1 protein-coding gene (running past one end of the window) is annotated in these 22,110 nt (G+C 49.0%); it reads right to left on the reverse strand.

The window, feature by feature from the left end:
* Window positions 1–22,110, reverse strand: the 3' portion of a protein-coding gene (locus EOPP23_RS17295) for a TcdA/TcdB catalytic glycosyltransferase domain-containing protein (protein WP_153767262.1). 7,884 nt of this gene lie beyond the right edge of the window; the window shows 22,110 of its 29,994 coding nt (coding positions 7,885–29,994); its start codon lies off the right edge, out of view; its stop codon occupies window positions 1–3.

Consider the following 22,110-nt stretch of genomic DNA (forward strand, 5'->3'; position numbering starts at 1 on the left):
TCACTGCCCTGAGATAATGGAAGAAATACTGGTTACGTAAGTGTTGAAATTCGCAGGTATCAATGTGTCTGATGGAATAACACCACCACTTATATTCAGGAACTGGTTAGTCGCCTGAACCAGCAGTTCCAGATTTGCATGGGTAGGAATGGCTGACCCGTTTGCCTTCAGGTATTCCACAGGCCTGATGCCAGTCAGGAATGTGCTATTCAGTGCCGTGTGATGATCGGCAAAATCCTGATCCGGCATAACGACCTGCTCGAACAGGTTCCCATAGGTATTGATGAATGAGTTAGTCAGGGTAAACTGGTAAATACCATTCGCCTTGCTGTAAAGAACATCGTAAAACTGTATACCGATACCAAATTCAAGATAGCTGTTTGACTCAAAATTCAGCAGGAAGTCAGTGCCGCTGTCTCTCTGATAAACATGGGTAAACTGCTCACCAGACAGGTTAATGACCATATCCGTTGAACCCGCAGGATCAACGATAGCGATACCTGAATCTCTATCAATACGCAGATAGTCAGGGCCGTTTGAGCCTCTTATTTCAACCGTATCGGGGCTGTTCCAGTTGAAACGAAAGACAGACGTCATTCGCCATCTGAGCTCTCCGTCAACCGTAATTTCCTGTGCTTCCAGATCAACCAGAGCGTCATTGCCAAGACGCTGAGTCATTTCAAAATTATCATTTGTCAGTAGACACACATCCTGATCACCGCCACTACCACTGCCGTGGCCTGTGTCCATGCTGTTTCCAGACTCGGTTTGAACCCGGCTGACAGGTGTTGTCGAGGGAGTGAATGCACTCATGGTCCTTGATACACCTTGATCTGCTGCGACAGTGGCCGATGGCAAAATAGCCGATGAACCATTGAAATCGGGAATGCATTGTTCGATTTCATACCATTCAGGCAGGTTATCAAAATCAAAAAAATCATTGGAACGATCACTATCTTCCGAGCGGCTTATCTCTGCAGCAACACTCTCTGGTGTTGGCTCAGGGGTTACCATAATGCTGGTTGATGAAGCTTCTGGCAGAGGATCGGTGTAAGTGGCATCCGGGAAATCAGGCTCAAACACACTGCTGCTTGTGCTGATTGAACCTGAAAGCTCAACTGGCAAACTGCTTAATGTCTCTGTTGGTACGGGAAGATCTGACTGCGTCATGACAGTCTCGGTAGCTGTTGGCTGAGGCATCACTTCAGTCTGTGTAACGGACAACCTTATACTCTCAGCGGGTAACTCTGTGGCGACCGGTTCTGAAGAGGCTGTTGGTGTAATCTCAGGCTCAACAGTAGAAGCACCGCTGAAAATACTCTCACCATCTACATCATCCGGGTTGTCACCACTGCCTACGAAACCATCTTCCGGAATCGACATGGTTTGGCTAATGGCAATAAACTCGGCAACAGACAACAACTGTCCGTTAACGGTCACCTGATCAGGAGCACACCCTACTGAGTTGATAATATTGAGGCTATCTTTTACATAAGCTGTTTTGAGTAAATAGCCATTCCATGACTGCTGCAATAATTGCACCGTCACAGCGCCAGCAACAGTGCCTGTCAGCGTTAGCTGGCCAAGCTCTCCTTGAAACACGTCAGTGGCATCATTGCTTCCGGGAGCAGCACCAATATAGTTATTGGCTCTGATCTTTTGATCAGGCGCATAAATGGTACCTTCAAAGAACAGCTCACTGTTCTGGTAAAACTGAATCATCTGTTGACCATTGATAACCATGGTCATACGAATAGCAGACCCTGACTGGCCGGTCGAAACCTGCGAAAAGAAGTCGTAAACGGTTATGTCAGAGTTCTGCAAGCCTCCACGGCTTTGAATAAACACATCCTGATAATTGGTGTCTATCCAAATGCCATCACTGTCCGAGTCACTGAATTCGAACATTCTGGCTCTGGGTACCCCACCTGTTGATGCAGCTGACTGGGCACTGTCCGGCCTGACAACAACTGACAGGGTCATATCCGAGCCGCTGACCGCATTGGTTATCACACCATAATCAGAACGCTCATTGAATAGCCACCGAGGTTGCCCGGAACGCATAACGACTTCAGTGGTATCACTAAGCACTACAGAGTGAGGTTCAGCCTCTGCCTGCCCATCTCCTGCTCCACTGGATCTTGAACTGTATCCTGTCAATGGTCGGTATTGTTCAACCATAACCGCTCCGGCAGATCGCCAGTCAGGCTCAAGAGAAAGTTCCAGGCGACTGAAATTATTGTCCGAACCTGCACAAATGACGGTTGCATTATTCTCAGAGTCTCGTGTGTCCAGTACCAACTGACCGTCACCCTGAACAACAGCATGGCTCTGACTCTCTGCAGGCTCCCAGCTGAGCAACCCGGCAGTAACACTGATATGAGCTATTGACGATGGTGTTTTTAAAAAGCCTTGTGCATCACTTTGCCATTCAATCTTTTCAAAGTTACGGATTCTGCCAATAACCTGTTCTCCGTAAAGAACCTGCTCGTTAACCGCATCAACTTTTATATCTGCTTTCAGATGGCGCATGATCAGGGAATCAATCCCATCTCCTGCATCAACTGCATGCCACTCCAGGTCATTAGCAATAAACTGGTCATTGCCTTCACGGGTAAACAGCGCCATCCCCTGACCATTAGAGACATAATGGTCAGCACTGTCACTGCCCAGTTGAATGAAACTATCTGTTCTTAATGGTTCACCGATTGGAAGCTTTTCAATACCAGACGTACGCTCGAAAGCAAACTTCACACGCAACTGCTCAAACCACAACGGGCTGCCAATATCAGGCTCTGAAACGGATTGTTCAGGCAGTCGTAATTCCCCTATACCACTGACAGACCCTGAACCTGATGCCGACTCACTGCTGAGACCCGATGCAATCAATTGCTGCCGGGTTGACCAGGCAATAAATTCCAGTTCAGCGGCAGTAAAATCGTCTTGCTGTGTTGAATCAAGCCTTAGACTCAACGGAGTCTCCTGTTGAAACTCTTTATAGTTGGTCCAGGTTAACGGAAGCAGTGAGCTCAACCGCGCCAGTGGGTCATCCAGTCTCATGCTGAAATACAAAAGAAGATCCTGACCAGACGGCAAAAGCCTGGTGTGGTCAAGCTGCCCTCTCTGCAGCCAGTCTACTGCGTCAGGGAAAAAGAGCGTTTTTTTCCAGACGGCATACTTACTGGTCAGCTGGTTAGCTGAAATAATACGTTCAATAGAAGTATCCGTGGCTGGCGAGAAGTAGTCTTTAACCAGTAGCGAATCATTAATGGCTTCAAGAGGGATTGTCAGACTGTCTTCATCCTGACCGATGCGATAGATAGCCAGATCCTGTCTGTCTTTACGATAAAGTAACTGACTCTCCCAGTTCGCATCGACTTCGAGTGTGTCTTCCCTGCCTGGTGCAGAAGACAGTAATGCGATTCCTCCGCCCGCCGAGAATCGATAATTATTGCTGAGTCGGTCGATGGGGAAAACACTTTCACGCTCTGCTTCGGTATTGCCCAGCTTGCCAGATTGCAATCGTGAGACAATGGTCTTCTTACCGTCCAGAATCAGGTCTTCCATGCCCAGACTGTCTGGCCAGCCATTCATATAGAATCGATCAGGCTGACAATCAGATCCCATCATAACCATTTGCTGGTTACCGGATGACAGCAGCAAAATAACATCAGCAGGAGGGATGAAATCACTGATCACCAGCGATGATACTGTCAGCACTCCATTCGATACACCGCTACCACTTCCGGAAACACTGTAATTCAATGCTCCCACATCACCGGAGCGAGAAAGTCTGCCCCTGCCCAGCTGTACATCATCGAACACCTGCTTCCTGAGCGGTATTGAGATCTGAGTCGACAGTAAACGTCCGTTCTTATACACCTCAATAAGACCCGATGGATTAAAGCTCACACCAAAGTGCAGTGTCTCCGGGAGAGTAGCGTTACCTGACCCAGACGCATCACCAGAATCATTTTCGATAAACACATTATTAACCGTTCTGGTTTCAGTACGCCCTGCCAGACTATCGATGATGGTTATCATCAAAGACTGATTGCTGTCCATTTCAAGGAACAGCTGTTGACCTGAAAATTCACTATTGAGAGAGATCAGTGGCAGCCTGCCTGAAGCAGTGTCATCAGCGTTGAACTCGCCGGCAATAAACAGACCACCGTCTGTTACCAGCTCAGGTAATTCCAGCCACTCCTCTCTGTTACCCAGAACGACCGTGTAACTGTCGGGGAACGTTGGAGCCGGGTGATTACCTCGCCTGTTCAACTCGAGGCTGACCCGTTCGAGATGGGTCGCTTGCCAATGTTGTACCTGTAGTTCTGTTGAACGGATATCTTCCAGATACAACCGGTTAGAAGAATCTGACTGCTCAGTGAACCATATGTCAGCAATTGAACTGTGTCGCAGAAGGATATAATCATGACCCGGGCCAGTATGAACCTTTGCCTTACTGCCCTGAACGGCAAAGCTGTCATGCCCTTCTTCACCATAAAGTTCATACCAGCCTGAGTTATCACCTCGCTCCGGCGCAAGACCATCGACGCTGACCAGGTAATCATTACCTATGGAGGCTCGAGCTATAGGATTGGCATTATCAACAAAGTAGCGTCCGTCCAGCCTTGGATCTGTCTCCAGTTCCAGCTGCAGATAAGAGCGCAGTTGATCACTGGTCAGCACATCACTGGCAGGGCTTTCATCATCCAGAGCACTACCGGATGCGGATCCTGAACCACTGCCAGAAGCTGTAAAACCTGAGCCAGAACGTTCAGTGGTGGTATCAGTGATGCTGAAGTAGGAGAGGTGCTCGGTCAGTGTGCCCAGAAAATGTTCAGTATCAAGGCTGCCATCGGGCCTGAAGTGTCGACTGACATGCTCAAGACTGATAGAAACCAGTGCACTGTCGTTATAATTGATCGCGAGGGTATTGAAGTCATCGCTTAACTGCCAGCCAAGCTGCTGCCTTTCCAGTCCTTCACCGTAAAGTCGCAAAGCATTATTGCTGTCAGTATCACGAATAGAACTGCCAGCAGCATCAATATAGACATCATAAATATCAGCACCAGCCTGACCTTCCATGATATCCACGCCTCGATCGGCAACCATGATGTCCTGAACAGGACTGCCATAGTGGTGATTCATACCCGGACCACCAATGGTTATACTGCCCTGTCCATCCGGACCTACTGCAGAATAAAGGGCGTCATCCCCTTCATTGCCTTTCAGTATCTGGCCTCCGGTAGAGGCGTGTATAATGTCGTTACCCAAAAAACCATCGACCTGACGGACAATATCAGCCAGATAAATCTCATCATCCTGTGACGAAGCGATCAACACTTCGATATCGTAAAGTCTGTCTTTAACAACAGTAGGTCTTGCTGTCGTTTGACCTGTTTCGGCCAACCTGAAGAATGTCAGCCCTTCAACACAAGGAGCATCGCCGCCGCCAGAACCTGACATTTCATTGCCAGTCAGTTCCTCGACACCATTCTCATCAATGCATGCTCCTCCGGAATTCAACTCAATCAGTAAACCGTAAAAATCAGCCGTTGCTCTAGAAAGACGACGATAGTCTACAGAGTCAGTGCCCGCACCACCGTGAGCCACCGCTGTACCTTCACTGGCCAGAATGAGAGCATCATCACCATCATTGGCATAAAGCCTGTCATCCGTACCACGGGAAATGATCAGGTTGGAGTCATCGTTACCACGAATAATAAACGGATGATTCTTTGGGCCAATAAAATTACTAAAATGACGAAGCCCCAGTACAGTCCCTCCGGTATTGGCAATGCCAAACAATAGCAGGTCTACATGCAATGACCCGGTCAGTGCCAGATCAAAAACAAGGGTGTTACTGCCACTGCCTCCATCATACCGGGCGCCGTTACCCCACTGGCTGTTGATGACCACCGTATCGTCTCCCCCGGCCATATCAACAACATCTGCACCACCCGCTGGTGAGTAATATTCGTCACGGTCATCACCGGTGTAGAGGTCATTACCAGGTGTTCCAACAATATGTTCAATGCCCGTAAATCTATCGGTAAACTGCCGTCTGTGCTGGTGATCCCGGCTTTGCCAGTGATGAACCACAGTGCCCTGACTGTAGTCGACATCAATATGCTCAAGATTCCAGTAGATAAAGGGATACCCAGTATACGAAAAGTACGTCTGGATATTGTTATATAAAAGCAGGTCATAGCCCGGGCCCGCAGTAATATTGCCATCGCCAAAGCCGGGAACAAACTGGTTTGAGCCCCCCAGATCGACCATTTGATCGTTACCACCGGAACTGATTAATACCGTGTCTTCATCAGCATTACCGGTCAACTGATCGTTCCCTGCTTTGCCCAGAACAACGCCAATACCTCTGATATCAGTCAGGTCCAGTGTCGTATCTTCATGTCTGATAGCAAAGCTTGTTAACGGTGAGCGACAGGTTTCGGATAAAGGCGCAGGTGTCTGTTCAGGTAAAGGCGGAAGCGTTGAGTGAGGATTTGGTGCGGGCTGACGGGTGCTGAGTATCGGCGTCAGAATTTCTCCACCTCCGGCACTCCGAACATCCACGTCTATATTACCCAATAGTTCCGGAAGGTGATCTGCCATTACGGCATTACCAAGTTTGAAGTCCGGCCAGTGGATGACCTGACCAGGCGTTACCCAGCGCTCTCTGCTAACAATTTCACCACCTGTCTGGAAGTTAAACCTGGCAAAATAGCTGTTTTTCACCGTACATGTGAACTGGTTGAGTAACTCGCTATTGAAATGTAAACCTGCGACCACGCTTTGTGAGTGGCAATCAATGGCTTGTTCTGGTTTTTTACAACTCAGATAGGCAATGACACTGAGTCCCGGATATTCACGATCCCGGGAACCTGTATAGCCTGCAGGGCAGCCGCTGGCTGTATACGTTACGCTCCGCTGACCGTCTCCCCACCCTTCAGCAGAAGTGACTGTAATGGTCTGAGCGCTGATATCGATAGCAAGATTGAGTACTTTCTCACGATCCGGTGTCTGGCAGACAGTTGAACTGCCAGACTGGAATCTGTAGCGATAAAAATCCCGACTGATCTGGTAGCTATGAACGCTGCTCATCACCCGGTTGCGAAGCAGCGACGATGATTGAGTTTCACAGACAAAATGGTGACCGGTATTGGATGAGCCCTTGATGATCAACTCATCAGAACCTGTGCCGCAATGAACCAAATGTTGTCCACTCCCCAGAACAACACGGTTTTTACCGGACCGCAGCCAAATCGTTGTCTGTCCTCTTTCAGCTATTACAGTATCATCACCACCTTTGACATCGACTGTGTTTGTGCCATCAGTAAGAACAAAAGTAACACTCCGGTCATCACCTATGATGTCACTGTTTGCTGTTCCAGCACCCTGCAGGATTTCGATATCAACCAGCACATCACCCTGTCGTACATCCCGGTTACCAAGATTGACATTCAGCGCTGTAGTTCTTTGACTGTAACTGACGGTATCCGTATCCGAGCCACCATCGACCCAGTAATAACCATTACCCAGAACGGCTCGATCATTACCTTCATTGAGATAAATAATGTTGTCTTCATTACCTGCAATAACAGTATCGTCACCGGCTTTTGCTTCGATTTTATTTCGGTTGCCACGGCCGGAAATAACATTATTACCGTCACTGCCAATGAGCCAGGTTCCGTACTCACTACCAACAATGTTTTCTATATTTCTGATGCTGCCAGAGGTATTCAGCAGGTCGATAAAGGTGGCATAAAATCTTGCCACAGTGCTGCCTGAAGTAGCTGCCCATGACAACAAGTTTTCAGTACTGAAGTAAAACAGCTGCTGCTGGTCATCCCGCATGAAATAAATGCCGTCATGAGAGGCATAAAGCGTGCCGTAATAATTCTCATCGTTTCTTACATAGGCGTATCGCCTGTATGCAAAGGCTGTAACCGTGGTTGTGGATATACAAGCGGGGGGGTTCCTGACACCAAAAAACCTTGCCAGTGCACACAATTGACCATTTCTTGTATCAGTTCTCGATACCTCCCATACTCTGCGCACATTCCCTCTATTACCCGCATAAATATTCCCAAATCTGAACGCCTCAACTTCATCGCCGTCGACGACAAGCAGATCGCCAAACCTGCCTATCGCAAGATGAACCCGCCCCATCACATAATATCGTCGTTCACCAGTAAAGCTGGTTATCTGCTGACGATTATTCTGGTTTGAATTAAAGCTGTAGGAGCCTGTTGGCAGGCCAAATCTGCCGGTTGTGACTGAAGTGAAAGGAACAATGTCAGGGTCATGAAAACGAGTCCGGTCGTATAAAGACAATCCTCTGTTGTTAGCCATTTCATTCCAGCTGGCGATGAAAAATGACTTTGGGTACAGATGAGTAACAAGCCCATACCCGGGATTAGTAATGCGGTAACGATATCTCGAAAAAGGATTTGCCAGCCTACCTCCCCTGAAAGAACTGCTGGCTGTTGCAGAATAGATATCATTCAGAACAAAATTGCTCAAACCTGCCCGATGCTGAGTAACGGTATAACCATTATCTACAAGGTATTCATGCAGAGTATTCGTCAGCTGTTGCCTGCCAAGATCTGCTTTAAACAGATAGTGACCCAGCAAATTCAGGCGATAGGACTGGCCTGGTCGATACGGTGCCGCTATTCCACTTTGAAAGTTGAAGTATGATGCTGGTGTCGGTAACACCAGTGTATCCACATCAGCCCCTCCATCTATATCCGCATAGCCAGTGCCTGGCTGATGGATATCGTTGCCTGGACCACCTCGCTGAACAATACTGTTCAGACCATCGATCAGGCGATCATCACCCTGATTACCTTCCTGGTAAGAACCACCAATGATCGTATCATTACCCCTGCCACCAAACGCTCTGCCTACATCATCTCGTAGTTGGATAAAGTCATTACCACCAAAGCCATAGACCGTCTGGTCGCCTTTGGTCACCTTGACATAATCTGCCAGTGCAGTTCCTTCATGAGTTCGTTCTTCAACAGTGTCATCGAGGATGGCCGCTCCTTTCGTGCCATCGCTGTCAAGTGTCCGGTATACATCTCTTTGAAGAAGTCTAAGGTCCTCTTTGTAGGTGGCCTGATCCAGCAGACTGGACGCATCGAAGAAATACCGCAGCTCCTGGTAACCCTGCTGTGAATAACTACTCGCCAGTCGGTCAACAAAACTGATAAAGGCAGGGCTCTTCAGATAGGCATCCAGATCCTGTCGTGCATTTGGAGGGGGGGCAAACTGAGCAATGATTATCTGAACAATAGCCGTAGCTATACCTATCGCCTGAAAGACAAATGCCAGGGGTGGAAAAGCAAATTCAAAGACCAGACTGGCGCCATCGGCAACAAGACCAATACTGTCCAGAGCGGCATTGACACCGTAAAATACCGCAAGGTTGGTATTACCCGCCTTTCTTGCCGTATTAGCGGCCATCGAGTCACTGACCAGAGCAAAAATGCCAGCGCCTATGGAAAACAGCGTCAGAACAATACCCTGGGCTCGAGCCACATATCGTGAGGTCTTAGGGCCTAGTCTAAACAGTGAGCCAATTGCGCCAGCGCCATGATCTATAGTGGGAGCCAGGAGTCTGTTGGCAGTAGCCGCAAGTCCTGCAGTCCCTCCTACATAGCCAAGTGCAACCCCCGTATAGCCAAGAGCCTTGTTCTCTGATGAAAGAACAGAGTCGTACTTAAGCAGATTAATCAATGACGCCGTACTTTGTCCTATCCCGAACAAAGCCTGCCCCGTGCCTATATGAGTAAAGACTCCTTCTACAATGGGGTGTTCCTGAAAAGCCTGCAGTTTTTTCCAGGCTTTGAGATTACCAAATCTGGTCAGCTGTGAACGAATCCGGCTGGTTCCAAAATTGTTTACCGGTGCTCTCTCACCCAATTCAGCCAACCTGTTGCGCCCAGCTTCAGTATCACCGATTTCACTGATCGCTTTTTGAAAATCCGGGCTTTGTAGCAGAATATCCCTGATTTCTGCAGTATCTGAACCGTAGCCAGCCTCTCCCAATACGCCGACGATATGATCAATCGCTTTTTCAGGCGTTAATCCTCTCTGCGGATTGGTCACCAGTTCAATAAAGGCGTTCTGAACTCTTTCTCGAACGTCTGGAATATCAAGCAGGTTTACAGGTGCAACGGTTGCAAAACGTTGTTGGCTGGCATTATCAAATGCATTTCTGAGGTCCAGGTTCTGCTCGTTGCTGGCGGTTTCCCTTACCAGATGGAAGTCCGTATCCAGCTCAATACTGTCAAGGTGGTGACCCAGCTGATCGAGCTCATCAACGCTCTGTTCAATTACCGGCCGTTGCGTGTTGGTGCCTTCACTCAGGTAGTCACGATTGCCCTCGGGTAATTGAAAACGACTGAATGCTTTTATCTCTTCCTGTACCGCCTGACGACTTATATCTGTAACTATTCTCCGACCGGGTTCGCCATCAGAATCAACGATGGTATAACCAAGCTCTCTTGTACTTATTTCCTGGACAGTTGTCAGACCATCAGCAACCAGTTGCTTGAGCCGCCCCGCCAGCTCTGTCTGACCAGAATCATTCAGTTTTTCCACCAGGTTGCTATAGCTCTTCAGCCGATCCAGCATAGCTCCCAGACCGACCTGACCGCGCTCAACCCTGAACCTGGCGGTATCAGCAAACGATACCGTGCTGGCATCAATCTGTGCTCTGATACGCTTAGGCCTGAGGCTGATAAGAGGTTCCTGTTCCAGTCCTGAAGAAGGCTGAATAACTTCTTTGATCAGTAACCAGGCAGAGGTTGCCACCAGAGCGCCGCCTTCACCATTACCAATTACTGCACGGCTCTGGTTACCCAGTGCGTAAGAAGCATCGGCGGTAATGTGACGATCAAAGTCGACACGAATAGTCCTCGTACCGCTATCAGAAGCGGGAACCTGAAGGCTGTAACTTTGCTCTCCAGCCAGCCCCATCAAGCTGTTAATACGTTGATAGCTTGCCTGCTCTGGCGTCCGATTCGCCACTATATCGCTGGTCAGTGCTTGTAATTCATGCTGCAACAATCTGCCGGCACTGACTGCTCTTGCCTGACGCAATGCATCCCCGGCCGGTGTTGATGACACTGGACGACTGCGATTGTGCTGCAGGAGGTCATTGGTAAAACGGAGTCTTGCCGTTAAGTCCAGTGAGTCTATATGGGCGTTTACTTCTCTGATAATTTGACTTTGTACGCGTGTATCAAAATCAGAGTAAAGCCGATCCAGTATGCCCAGTTGAGCCCTGTTAATCGCTGAGGGTGCTTCTGTTTGAAGCCCTGTCTGCAACAGTGACAACAAACCTTTGGGTGTACTTTCTGCAGCAGACGCTAACTCTGAGAGAGGGCTATCAACACGTTCAATACGTACATCAATGAAATGCCTGCCATCGGGTGCACTGCGAACCTTCTGCCTTTGCACTGAATCTGCCACTACAGGATCTATACGCTGGCTGTTCCCCGGCAGAGCCTGAACCTGACTACTGCCATCGGCATAGTGGATGGATCGATCCGTTGGCAGTTGAAAGGCTCTCCCCTCAGAAACTCTTAACTGAACCGCTTCACTGAATGTGCTGTGAAGCCGGCTTTCCAGCCCAGGCAAGGCATCAGGGCTAATTGACGCTAGCTGATAACGCTCTGCGATGCGACCTAATGCACCTTTCATTTCGGATATCAGTGTCGCCTGATTATACGCTGCCAGCCGTATGATATCGGTCTGCGGGAGTATTGCTGTCACAGCATCAGAGGTTCCTGATGCAAGTACAGCGGGTCTTTCCCCTCTGTCGACCAGCGCTCGTTCAAGTTCCTGATAGATAAACTGGGTAAACAGTGACTTCAGGTAGGCACTGCTGTCGGTGCCTCCAGTCACTCTTTGGGCCAGACTTTCTGCTTCAAACTGGGCACCTTCCAGCAGCCATGGATTGAGCTGCAGGTGCAGTCCCGACAAGGGCTCACCCAAGGTACCGTATTCAACTCTGGTATTGATACGAGTAACAGGTTCAGAGCTGGTTTGTGTTATTGCAACTTCCATGGCTTCCGAGTTCAGTGAGCTGAGTTGCCATCGTGCACCACGCTCTACACCCAAATCCGCACTGACCCTCTGGTTATAACGTGAAAGCCGGCTGCTGAGTGAACTGTCACTTCCGGTTCTGTCAGACAGAGAGGTAGCCAGTAGTTCCCTGGCTCGATAATAATCGCTCTCGCTGCTATAGCTTTCACTTGCTCGTTGCTCGCTAACCAGTCTTAGTCCTTCACTGTCCAGAACGAGTCTTAACTGCGACTGTCCGTTCTCAGCCGGTGTGGCTGACAGCTCAAGCATTCGTCCAATACTTGAATAAGCATCCTGCCCTTCAATGGTCAGCATGAACTGGTGTAATACCTCGTCAAAACCAATGGTTTCTGGTGCCGTGTCAGTCAGTACCTGATTAGCAAATACGGCTCTGTTCAGCCCCTGCTGTTGTGCATAGGTATTCAGTTCGGCAGCGGATGAATTCGCGACCAGCGTTGATAATTCGACAGGGAATGACTCTCCTCCGGGGCGGCCTCGCAGCAGAGTTCGACGTTCAAGCGTCATGGCAGTGGACAGCTGTTCTGCCAAAGTCCGGTTACCGATAAATGATCGGTTCAGTTCCGAATAGGTATTCTGAATGGCCTGACTGAACAAGGATACTTCGGTTGAGCCTGCCTCACTGACTCCTGCGTAGACTCTACTCACACCCTCTTCCAGCTGACCCTTTTGCGCCAGATATAAAAATGCACTGCGATAATCGGCCAGAGTGCCTTCGGCAGTTTCAAGATTATGAGCCGTTCCCGCTACCAGCCTTTGATAGAGATCATCACGCGTCGCTGGTGCAGCGACTGGTTGATACTGCTCGTTCAGGATTATGCGATTGCCCAGACTGTCGGCATCTATAGCACTGAATGGCCAGGCCATTTTAGCCAGATTGCCTGCAGCCTGACTGTCAGCACCTTCATAGCTGATTGAGAGAGCAACGCCGTATAACTGGCTGAGCGTTTTCTGGAAGGTTACACTGCTTGTGTCTGATGCTGTGCCAACGGTGATCAGCACTGAGCTGCCTGTATCTGGAGGTACGTCTATTCGACTCTGGGCCAGTGTCAGGTCAGGCCGTAAACGTACAACCAGCAACCTGCCTTCATTGAGATCCGCTCCGGCCGTCAGGGCACTTTGCCGGAAGACTTCGCTGCGTTGTCCCAGTTCAGCATGACTGAGCTGACGGGCCATAGTATCCAGATCCGCCTGAATCTGCAGAGGCCTTAAAGTACCTCGTTCCTGAGCCAGACTATAACTTTCCGTATCCAGAGCAACGGTCGTTTTCGGTAAGGCATTCAAACGGCCATCAAGCGAAATCTCGAAACTGTGCAGGCTTCCTTCAACCTGAGTTTGTCGATAGCCTGCACCCGATTCAGCAAAAACGAAATCATTACGCTGACCGACCTGAAGAACCCCTGATTGTCCGGATTCCCTCACAACTGTTACCTGATTACGACCCTGCTCACCACTGAAGCTGACCGTCAGCTCTTCTCCTCCCTGAGTCACTGATAAATCAGGTAACAGCTTCAGATCATTCAACTGGTTCAGTCTCAACACGCTTTCAGGCGGTGCAACCTGATGACTGTCCAGACTCATGGTTATTTGCTGCAGACGCCGCTCGGCCAGTCGCCGGGTCAGGAATGTTTCACCCTCGGAAAGGCCTTCAAGCTGTAATGATGGTGAATCAGCAAGCAGTCTGTCTTCCAGATGCTGAAGAGTGTTTTGATCGAAATCAGCCAGACGCTGATCCAGCTCACTCTGTAAGTAACTGTCCTGCTGCTGACTGGCTGCATTGACAGAGCGATTTCTCAATTCACTGAGAAAAACACTGGCTTCCTGTGCTCCAAGAGAGGAGCCCGGCGCACTCTGCAAAAGGCTTACTCTTCCATGCAAGCCTGATGAGGTAAGACTGTCACTGACCAGAGTGACCAGTGAGTTTTCATTATTGTTCACTGCAACCGAGATATAATGGTCGCTGTTTTGCTGAAGTACCGGTAAACGACTGGCATAAGTAAAAGGGTCAAGCGCAAGCAGTTTTCTACTGCCTGTTTCAACCGCCACCAGACTTTCCCCATTCACAGGCAACTGCCTGGCTCTGCCATTATAAGTTTCAAGTCTGGTATCGACAGCCTCAACAAAAACCCGCTGAATCTGACTGAAAAGAGCCTCCTGTTCAAAAGTACCCACCGTTGACCGTTGCTCCGTTAAACCACCATACGACTCTTCCAGAGAGCTTTGGAAGTTGTCATAACCTACCGCCTCAATATGCCTTTTTAGTGCTCGGACCTGATCTTCAGAAAGAATGGCGGTGACAACATCAGCCGTGTCCGCCTGAAGCAGGAATTCATGGGGGATGCCTGACTGCTCAAGCTGGTTTTGCGTCTGCTGGTACAGGAAATGAGTCAGTAACGCTTTCAGCTTGCCCGCTGAAACGGCTTCATTTCCTGAGGTTTGAAGAATCCGGCTGGTCAGTTGTTCCGCGCTGAATTGAGCTTTCCGAAAAATAGTCCGGTTTTCTGTTCGAAAAGAGTAGACCAGGTGCTCTACACCGGAGAAGGGGTCACCCAGTCGTTCATAATGAACCCTGAGATAAAGCGTTGATTCAGGGCTTGCCGCCTGGGTACGCTCAACGACAAAACCGGTGGGTTCACTGGTAACACTCAAACGGTAGTCGGTGTGTTCACCTGCTCCCAAGGTACTATCGAGTCGTCGATTAACCCCTTCGACAAGCTCGGTCAGCGTTGTCTGTTCGTTGAGATCAAGAGCATTTAACGCGACATACAGTTGTTTTTGCATCTCCTGTCGCAGGCTGTATGCCTGTTCTGCCACAGCGGCCTGACTGACTACCAGCCTCAGTGAAGGACTTCCACCTTCACCCTGTTCAAGATAAAGCGTCAGGTGTCTATTACTGCCTTCTGAGCCCACAGACTCTGCCAAAACCAAACGGCTGCCCGACTGAAGTTCTGGAACCCCCGATAACCGTATACCCTCTATAGTCTGCTCAAAGCCTGCCTGAGCAGGTATTGCTGACTGGGTCACAGCATCCGGTAGAGACGTTTCGGTATGAACGACTGGAAACTGGTACTCGGATCGGACCAGGTTTTCGATTCCGGTTCTGGAGAAATCGGTGACCGACGACAAATCAACACCAGCTGCGTTCAGAATGGTTCTGGTCACCTGTTCCAGGCCTGCATCATTACCAACCCCTCTAACTGCTGCAACCGCTTCGAAGAGGTCGGCAAAGACCTGCGTGGCCTGGCTCCGGTAATTGCTCTGCGTCGCTGATGCCGCTTCACCAAGCCGGGGGTCAACATACACCTTTACTACGGATCCTGTTCCTGGAGTTCCGTCCGCTGCTGGCAGAGACGAAGCGCTTGAATACGCTTGAATACGATGACTTCGCCGGGCGGTCAGTTCATGGGGTTCCAGAACCAGCAGTACTTTCAATTCAGCGGGTGGAGTAGTGCTGCCAAGTCGACCATCAATTGCAGAAAGCATGGCAGGCCTGGTTTCACCTGCACTTCCCTGAAGGTATTCAAGCAGCTGTTGCCCTGATGGTTGCTCGAGAAAATAATGTTCGAGGGTATCGACAAAACGCTGGCCAGTAGCCGATAACTGTCCACCCCCCTGATACTCTGACCTGAATACAATACCAACAGTGCCATCGGTAGACGTCAGTGTTTTAAGAGGAGTATCAGGGTTTGCGATTAAGCGTCTACCAGCTTCTGCTGCAGCAACAGCATCAGCGGTACTGCGACCAGAAGTCAGTAGCATGACCTGTGAACGGCCATCTGCGGAATCAGACAGAGGGAGCCCATATGTCCTCACACCATTAACGGTGCGCTCTTTAATATCCGAAACCACCAGCGCAGGCAGAACCGGCAATAACTCATCGGTGCTGGTTAATCTTACTGCAGGGTATTGACTGTTATCAGCGATATGCAGTTGATAAACATCATTCGTCGCACGCTCGACCGCTATCGTTCTGATTTTTTCACTAAGACTTGCTGGCAACTGAACAGCATCTGCGGTTGGAGGTGTATCACTGATCGCCTGAAAGACTCTGGTAACACCAGTATCCCTTGCCGTAACACCGGAACTGTCGCTGCTTTCAACTCGATAAAGACGAGCATCGTATTCAACCAGTTTCAGACTACGAAACAGGCTTGAACTGTCTGTGTCACTGATATCTGAAAGTGGGATTTGACGATAAGGGCGAAGCTCGTCTTCCATCAGCAGAAAGCTACCGCCACAACTGCCGCCAGCCGCCCTACTACAGCGCAAACCTGCACCGAGGCCATTCTGTGGGTTGGCACCATCTGAGGGACTGGCTACTTGATAGGCGCTGTCAACATAACCGGTACCGTCAACAATGGCATGTCCTATTCTCTGGTCGTCTACCAGAACTCTCTGCGCTGAATTGCCCTGATCACCAAGCTGGACATTGTCAGGCGCTTCAATGGGAGCATAGGCGCGATAAGGTCTGTTACTGTCATCGCGAGGAACCTCGGCAACACCATCAGCGCGCCCCGCTTTAGTGGCTTCAGCCCGAGCCAGAGAGACATAGCGAGTCAGGCTTTGCCTGAGAGAAGCATCTGTTGCGGTTCGGTTTCTCAGCACCACCAGGTTTTCAGAACCGACAGCTGACCTGATAGCTCTGGCCTGATCTCGACCGCCGTTACGCTGTTGATCGACAAGCTGTCTGGAAAATGTCTCTAACTCTGGAACATCACTACTACTGGCAACAAATTCAAACGCCCGCTGGTAGGCTTTCTTTGCAGTGGCAGTATCCTGCCCTGCGAACCATTTGATGGCATCTTTGAAGTCTGCAGCTGAACCGCTTCTTTCATAAAGTCCATGACTGCCTCTGCCAACAAACTGATGATAGAGATCATCAGCTGATGGCAGAGCGACTTTGTACTCATCAGTCAGCTCAACAGTACCTCTTTCCTGCACCAGCAAAGCACGGTCTATTTTCAAGCCTCTCAGCAACAATCCCTTTACACTTGTTCCTTCATTACCCGTTTCAACTCCGTTGATCAAAGCCAGTCCGTACAACTGACTGACCGCTGCATCAACACTGCTGACCGGAATGGTATGAATATCCCGGGTACCTATTGCCACCCTGTATGAACCTGATGTTTCATCGGGAGTGAGACTCAGGTGAGAATCCTTAAAGTCCTGATCAGGAATCAGTTCAATCTCAACAGTGCGTCCCATTGAAAAGTCGACATTCTTTCTTCTGCCCAGTAATACCGTTTCACGACGGTTACCACCTGTAGTGCCATCAATAAAAAGCCTTGAGATAGCCTCAACATCTTTCTGGACATGCCCATCTTGCAACTGGTTTGATTCCCAAAGTTGACGATACTTCTCAAGATCGACGATCATTCGGGTTTCAGGAAATGATGCCTCCTCCCCCTCTTTACCTGTTAACTGAAGAACCTGAACATCGTAACGGCCCGCTTCCTTGATATAGCCATTACCCTGTCCGTCGGAAGGAATAACAGGGTTCTCACCATTACTGTCCTGACGCAAAAAGCCTACGCCCTGCTCAGGTAAGCGAAGGTTACTGTCATCAGCAATCCCTATTGATAGATTCCCTGGATCATTGACACGATCCAGGCCTGACTCTCCTACACCCAAAAATTCATTAAAGCTGGTTTCAATCCGACTACCATCAGGCAATGTAATTTCGAACGTTGCATCAGGAGTCCACTGACCAAGGCTTGATAAAGCAGTCAATGTTGTCTGGTCAATAGGTCGTTGAGCTCTGATATCAACCTGAAGACTCTTGACTCGCTGCTCCATTAAACCTGTGATGACAGGACGCAATGACTCCCTTATATCAATATGATTGGACAGTTCATAAGACTCACCTAAATAGATATGCAAGTCGTATTCAAGATTACTGCGTTCAAACTCCGGCAGCTGAGTCACAATGCCTCGGGTCTCGGAGTCAAGATAAGCCCGTCTTTCACTTGAAGCCTCCAGATAGGCAGAAGAGGCTTTTTCCAGAAAATACCGGTTAACTTCTTCATCGCTACCAAGGGTTTCCGGGTGTTGCAAATAACGTATCGCTGCCGTCAGACCCAGATCATCCGGTGAACTTACCCGGAGTTTATTAAAATCGTGACGGCCCTGTCGTAATTCAAGTGCTACAAAATACTGTCCATTGTGTTCCGATACCGGCACACGGGAAGGTGCATTAATGGCGTCGACAGGAAACACTTTTCTGCCTGCTCCAGGCAGGGTAAACACTTGATCTGATGAGCGAGGTATAGCACTCCTGCCATGTTCATTCCGATGGTTCACAAGGTCGACAAACAGTCCTTTCAACCTTGCTTTTACCTCCGCTGGTGGAGCCTGCCAGACCGAACTGTCAGCCGTTGAGTAGAGTCTTCCGGATACCTCATCCAGGTGAGATAAAACAGTTTCATTAAAAGCAGTTATTCCGATACGATCGATATAACCCTTCACTAAAGCAATATCCTCATCACTGAGGATGGTAGCGATCGCGTCAGCCGTACCAAGTCGCAGATTTGCAACAACATCATGTTTTGAAATGTCGAATTTACTGCTCAAACTTCCCTGTACTGCTGTAGCGTCGTATATCAATTGTTGCATAAACTGCGTCATCAGCGACTTCATGTGCGCAGAGGCGGAAGACTCGCCAGCTATATCACGTGCCAGTTCTGAGCCAATGAGCTGAGCCTGATGCAGTATGTCCCTGTCTATAAAGCCGGGAAAGGTATAAAAGGTTTCTATCTCTGAGAGAGGGTTACCGATAGCTTCATAGGGAAACGATATGGTTGTTTGTGGAGCTGGCACGGGCAGCCGCTGAAGTTCGGTTCTATACCTGATGGTTAGCTGAGCGGCTTGTTCCGCTGATAATATTACACCGTCTGCGCCATGTGTATCGGTTGTAAACATTTTATATCGGCTTGCTCTTTCTTCTCCCATAATTCTGGTGATACGGCGGTTATAGTCTGCAATCACATCCGCTACGGTGCTTCTATGGGAATAAGCAAGCTCATCTAAGGCATCCAATAAAGCCTGATGGGTTATTTTGTAGTCATCATCACCGTTATAGGTTTCCGTCACCAGGGGGGCTGAAACTATTTCAAGAACATGGAAGCCTTTATAACCATCAACTTGCAATGACAAGAATGCATAGTCTCGTACAAAAGCCTTACTGGTTTCTGCCAATTGTGCTCTCAGTGGCCCATTACACTCAAGATGGCCATACTCTGCCTCAAAACCGATTCGTCCAGGCCGGTTTTCTTCAAATATCGGATGTGCATCCATAGTCCGGTCAATCTGAGGCATGTTCCGCTCTTCCCTGATCTCTCCCTCGACTGTCTCTGGTGAAAATTCGCTTCTTGTTTCACCCTGAGGGGTACTGCTCAGTTGATGCGCTGACTCAGCAAACTCTGTAAGTAACTGGGTCTGGTCACCAACAGAGGGATAGTTAGATGGGTCAATGGTCAGAACACTAAGCTTTGCGTCCGTTGATCTGCCATAAGCAACTGGCCTTGAAGATGTTTCTTCCGGAGCAAGCACAATCAGTTGTCGAATATTATCTGGCAACTGCAGTTCTGCTGCATCCGAGCCGTTCAGGCTGGTGCTGGTAAGTACTCCCTCTGTAATCAAATCACCCACCGTCGTGAAACGGTCGGAAATGTCGGGGTTATTTAAAGCAGTTACAAAATGCTCACCCTCTTCATGGTTTTTGACCAGTGAGGTAATAGTTTGACTGATATATTCAAGGCCATTTCTAATGTTTCCACTTACCGCTCTGTTGTATTCAGGCGATATATAAATGGCAATACGCCTTTCCCCCGTATCACCATAGTACTCAGGGTTAAGCGTTAATATATTACCTCGAGGAAAACCTTCGCTGACTTCTGTTTCCGGCCTTACTGTCTCAACCGAACTAATAGCAACCTGTGTCCGCTGCTCAATAGTGGTCACTGTATCACTGTCGTTTATACTGATAGCTCTGGTTGCAGGAACAGCATCAGGCGCCTCAAATTTGACACCATAAGATGTGTCCTGAGTAGCCTGCCGGTTACTGCTGTCATAAGCATAAATATCCTGATTAATATCACCCGGAGTTGATCTTATTCTGTTATACAGCTGTGCCGGACTTTGTGAACTGTGCTGAAGGTCAACGACTGACAGATGCTCAGAGTCATAACCCAGCACCTGAGTAATTCTGCTATCACGGGTGTTGGCCAATACCTGATAAGGTGACTCTGTCAGTGTCGTACGACTGCCATCATCCGGGTTTTCAATAATATATCCGCTGTCTGTAGTCAGCAGTTTTCTTCTGGTACTGGCGGAAGACTGTGACAGGTAGGTTGAATCAATCCCCTGACTGACTGAGTCTACGGCAACAACATTGAACGAACCTTCCTCACCAGGAACAGCACCTGCATAGGCATAGAGCTGGTCACCGAGCCGTACAAAATCATGCTTCTGCCACTGCTCAACTCCCAGTTGAGGGGATAACCTGCCACTGGTATCCAACTCTCTGAGCACTGAATGGCCCGGGTAACTACTGCCAAGTTCCCTGATAACCTGCTTGTAACTTGAGCCATCGGAGCTGCTGACAACACGGACCAGTCTATGACTGTCGTTAAAGTTCAACGTTTCTTCTGTAGTTCGCAGGTTGGCGTCTGGTCCTATTGCAGAGAAAACCCCTTTGGTTTGTCTGACTCGATATGCTGTTTCCCCTTCTGCCGGGGAAGCGGTGACAAAATAAAGGCGTTGTGCCGATTCAATAAAAAGATGTTCACTGAGTGAACGTGTATCCTCAATGGTGTAAACACGGTCGTGAGCACTTCTGTCCAGCTCTGATGAAATCAGTCTTCCCTGAGCATCCTCATTGACCTGAAAGAGCCTTCCATCAGCATCTTCAAGCACCTGTATCAGCTCAGTGGTGTCACCTGCCTGCAGGCTGACTTCAGGACCCAGATCTATAGGTGCAGCCTGAATACCTTCGACCAGAGACTGTCCCGGTACTTCTCTGGCCAAATAACGTGTACCAGCTCTGCGATCCAGTTTGCCGCCATCAATCGTGATGTTTCTATTGTTGTTGGTGACCCGTTCAACAATGTAAAGCTTCCCATCCTGCATGAGAAACTGTTGTCCGTACCGTGTTCGCGGACCCACACTGTCGGTTGGGTTATTACTGCCAATGAGTGATGTGAGATAAGGGGAAACGGGTTCATTGATCCTTATTCTTGCTACCTGATACCGACCTCCGTCCGACGGGTCTTCGAGTACAATATAACGATGGCTGCTGTCGCTTTGTCGATGTTGAATCTGGAAAGCGGTTCTATGAGCTTCCTCTGGATTCAGTATCAGGCTGGAACGGCCACGTTCATCATTAACAACAACTTCCAGACGTATATTGCGAAGAGCCACATTGCTTTCAGAAGGATCAAGCAGGAAGTAGGCATTATCCGAATGATCGTAGATCACCTCGGCGATGCCATCGTTGCCTCGGACGGATTGCGCGTCCGTTAATCTTTGCTGTGCCAATTGCTGAAATTGTTGCCGGGACTCAGCCGTCAGACGTGACGATGTACTGAGAAATGTAAGATCTTCTTCACCAATAGCAGCCCTGAGAATACTCTGCTCAGTCGACCCCGTTAAAGTCTCATGATAATCAATTAAGGCACTGGCAAATCTGCTGCCATCAGCCTCTGGATGATTTTGAAAGTAGTCAACACCCGCTCTGACAGCCTGTTGCAGGTTAGTGTCACCACCTTCAGCGATAATCTGAAGGGCTGAAATATAATGTTCCGTTTCAAGACCGCTTTGAAACCTAAGATCTGATATACCGAATTCGCTGATGGCCCGATATACAGGGTCAACAATCTCAGGCAGTGCCAGTAACTGAAGATTACTGGTCAGAGCAAAACGATTACCCTCATAATCATCGGGCCCCACTTTCCAGACATTGAGCAAGGCATCAAGATTTGCTTTCCTGCCACT

It is taken from the genome of Endozoicomonas sp. OPT23, from assembly GCF_009653635.1.
Classification (GTDB): Bacteria; Pseudomonadota; Gammaproteobacteria; order Pseudomonadales; family Endozoicomonadaceae; genus Endozoicomonas_A.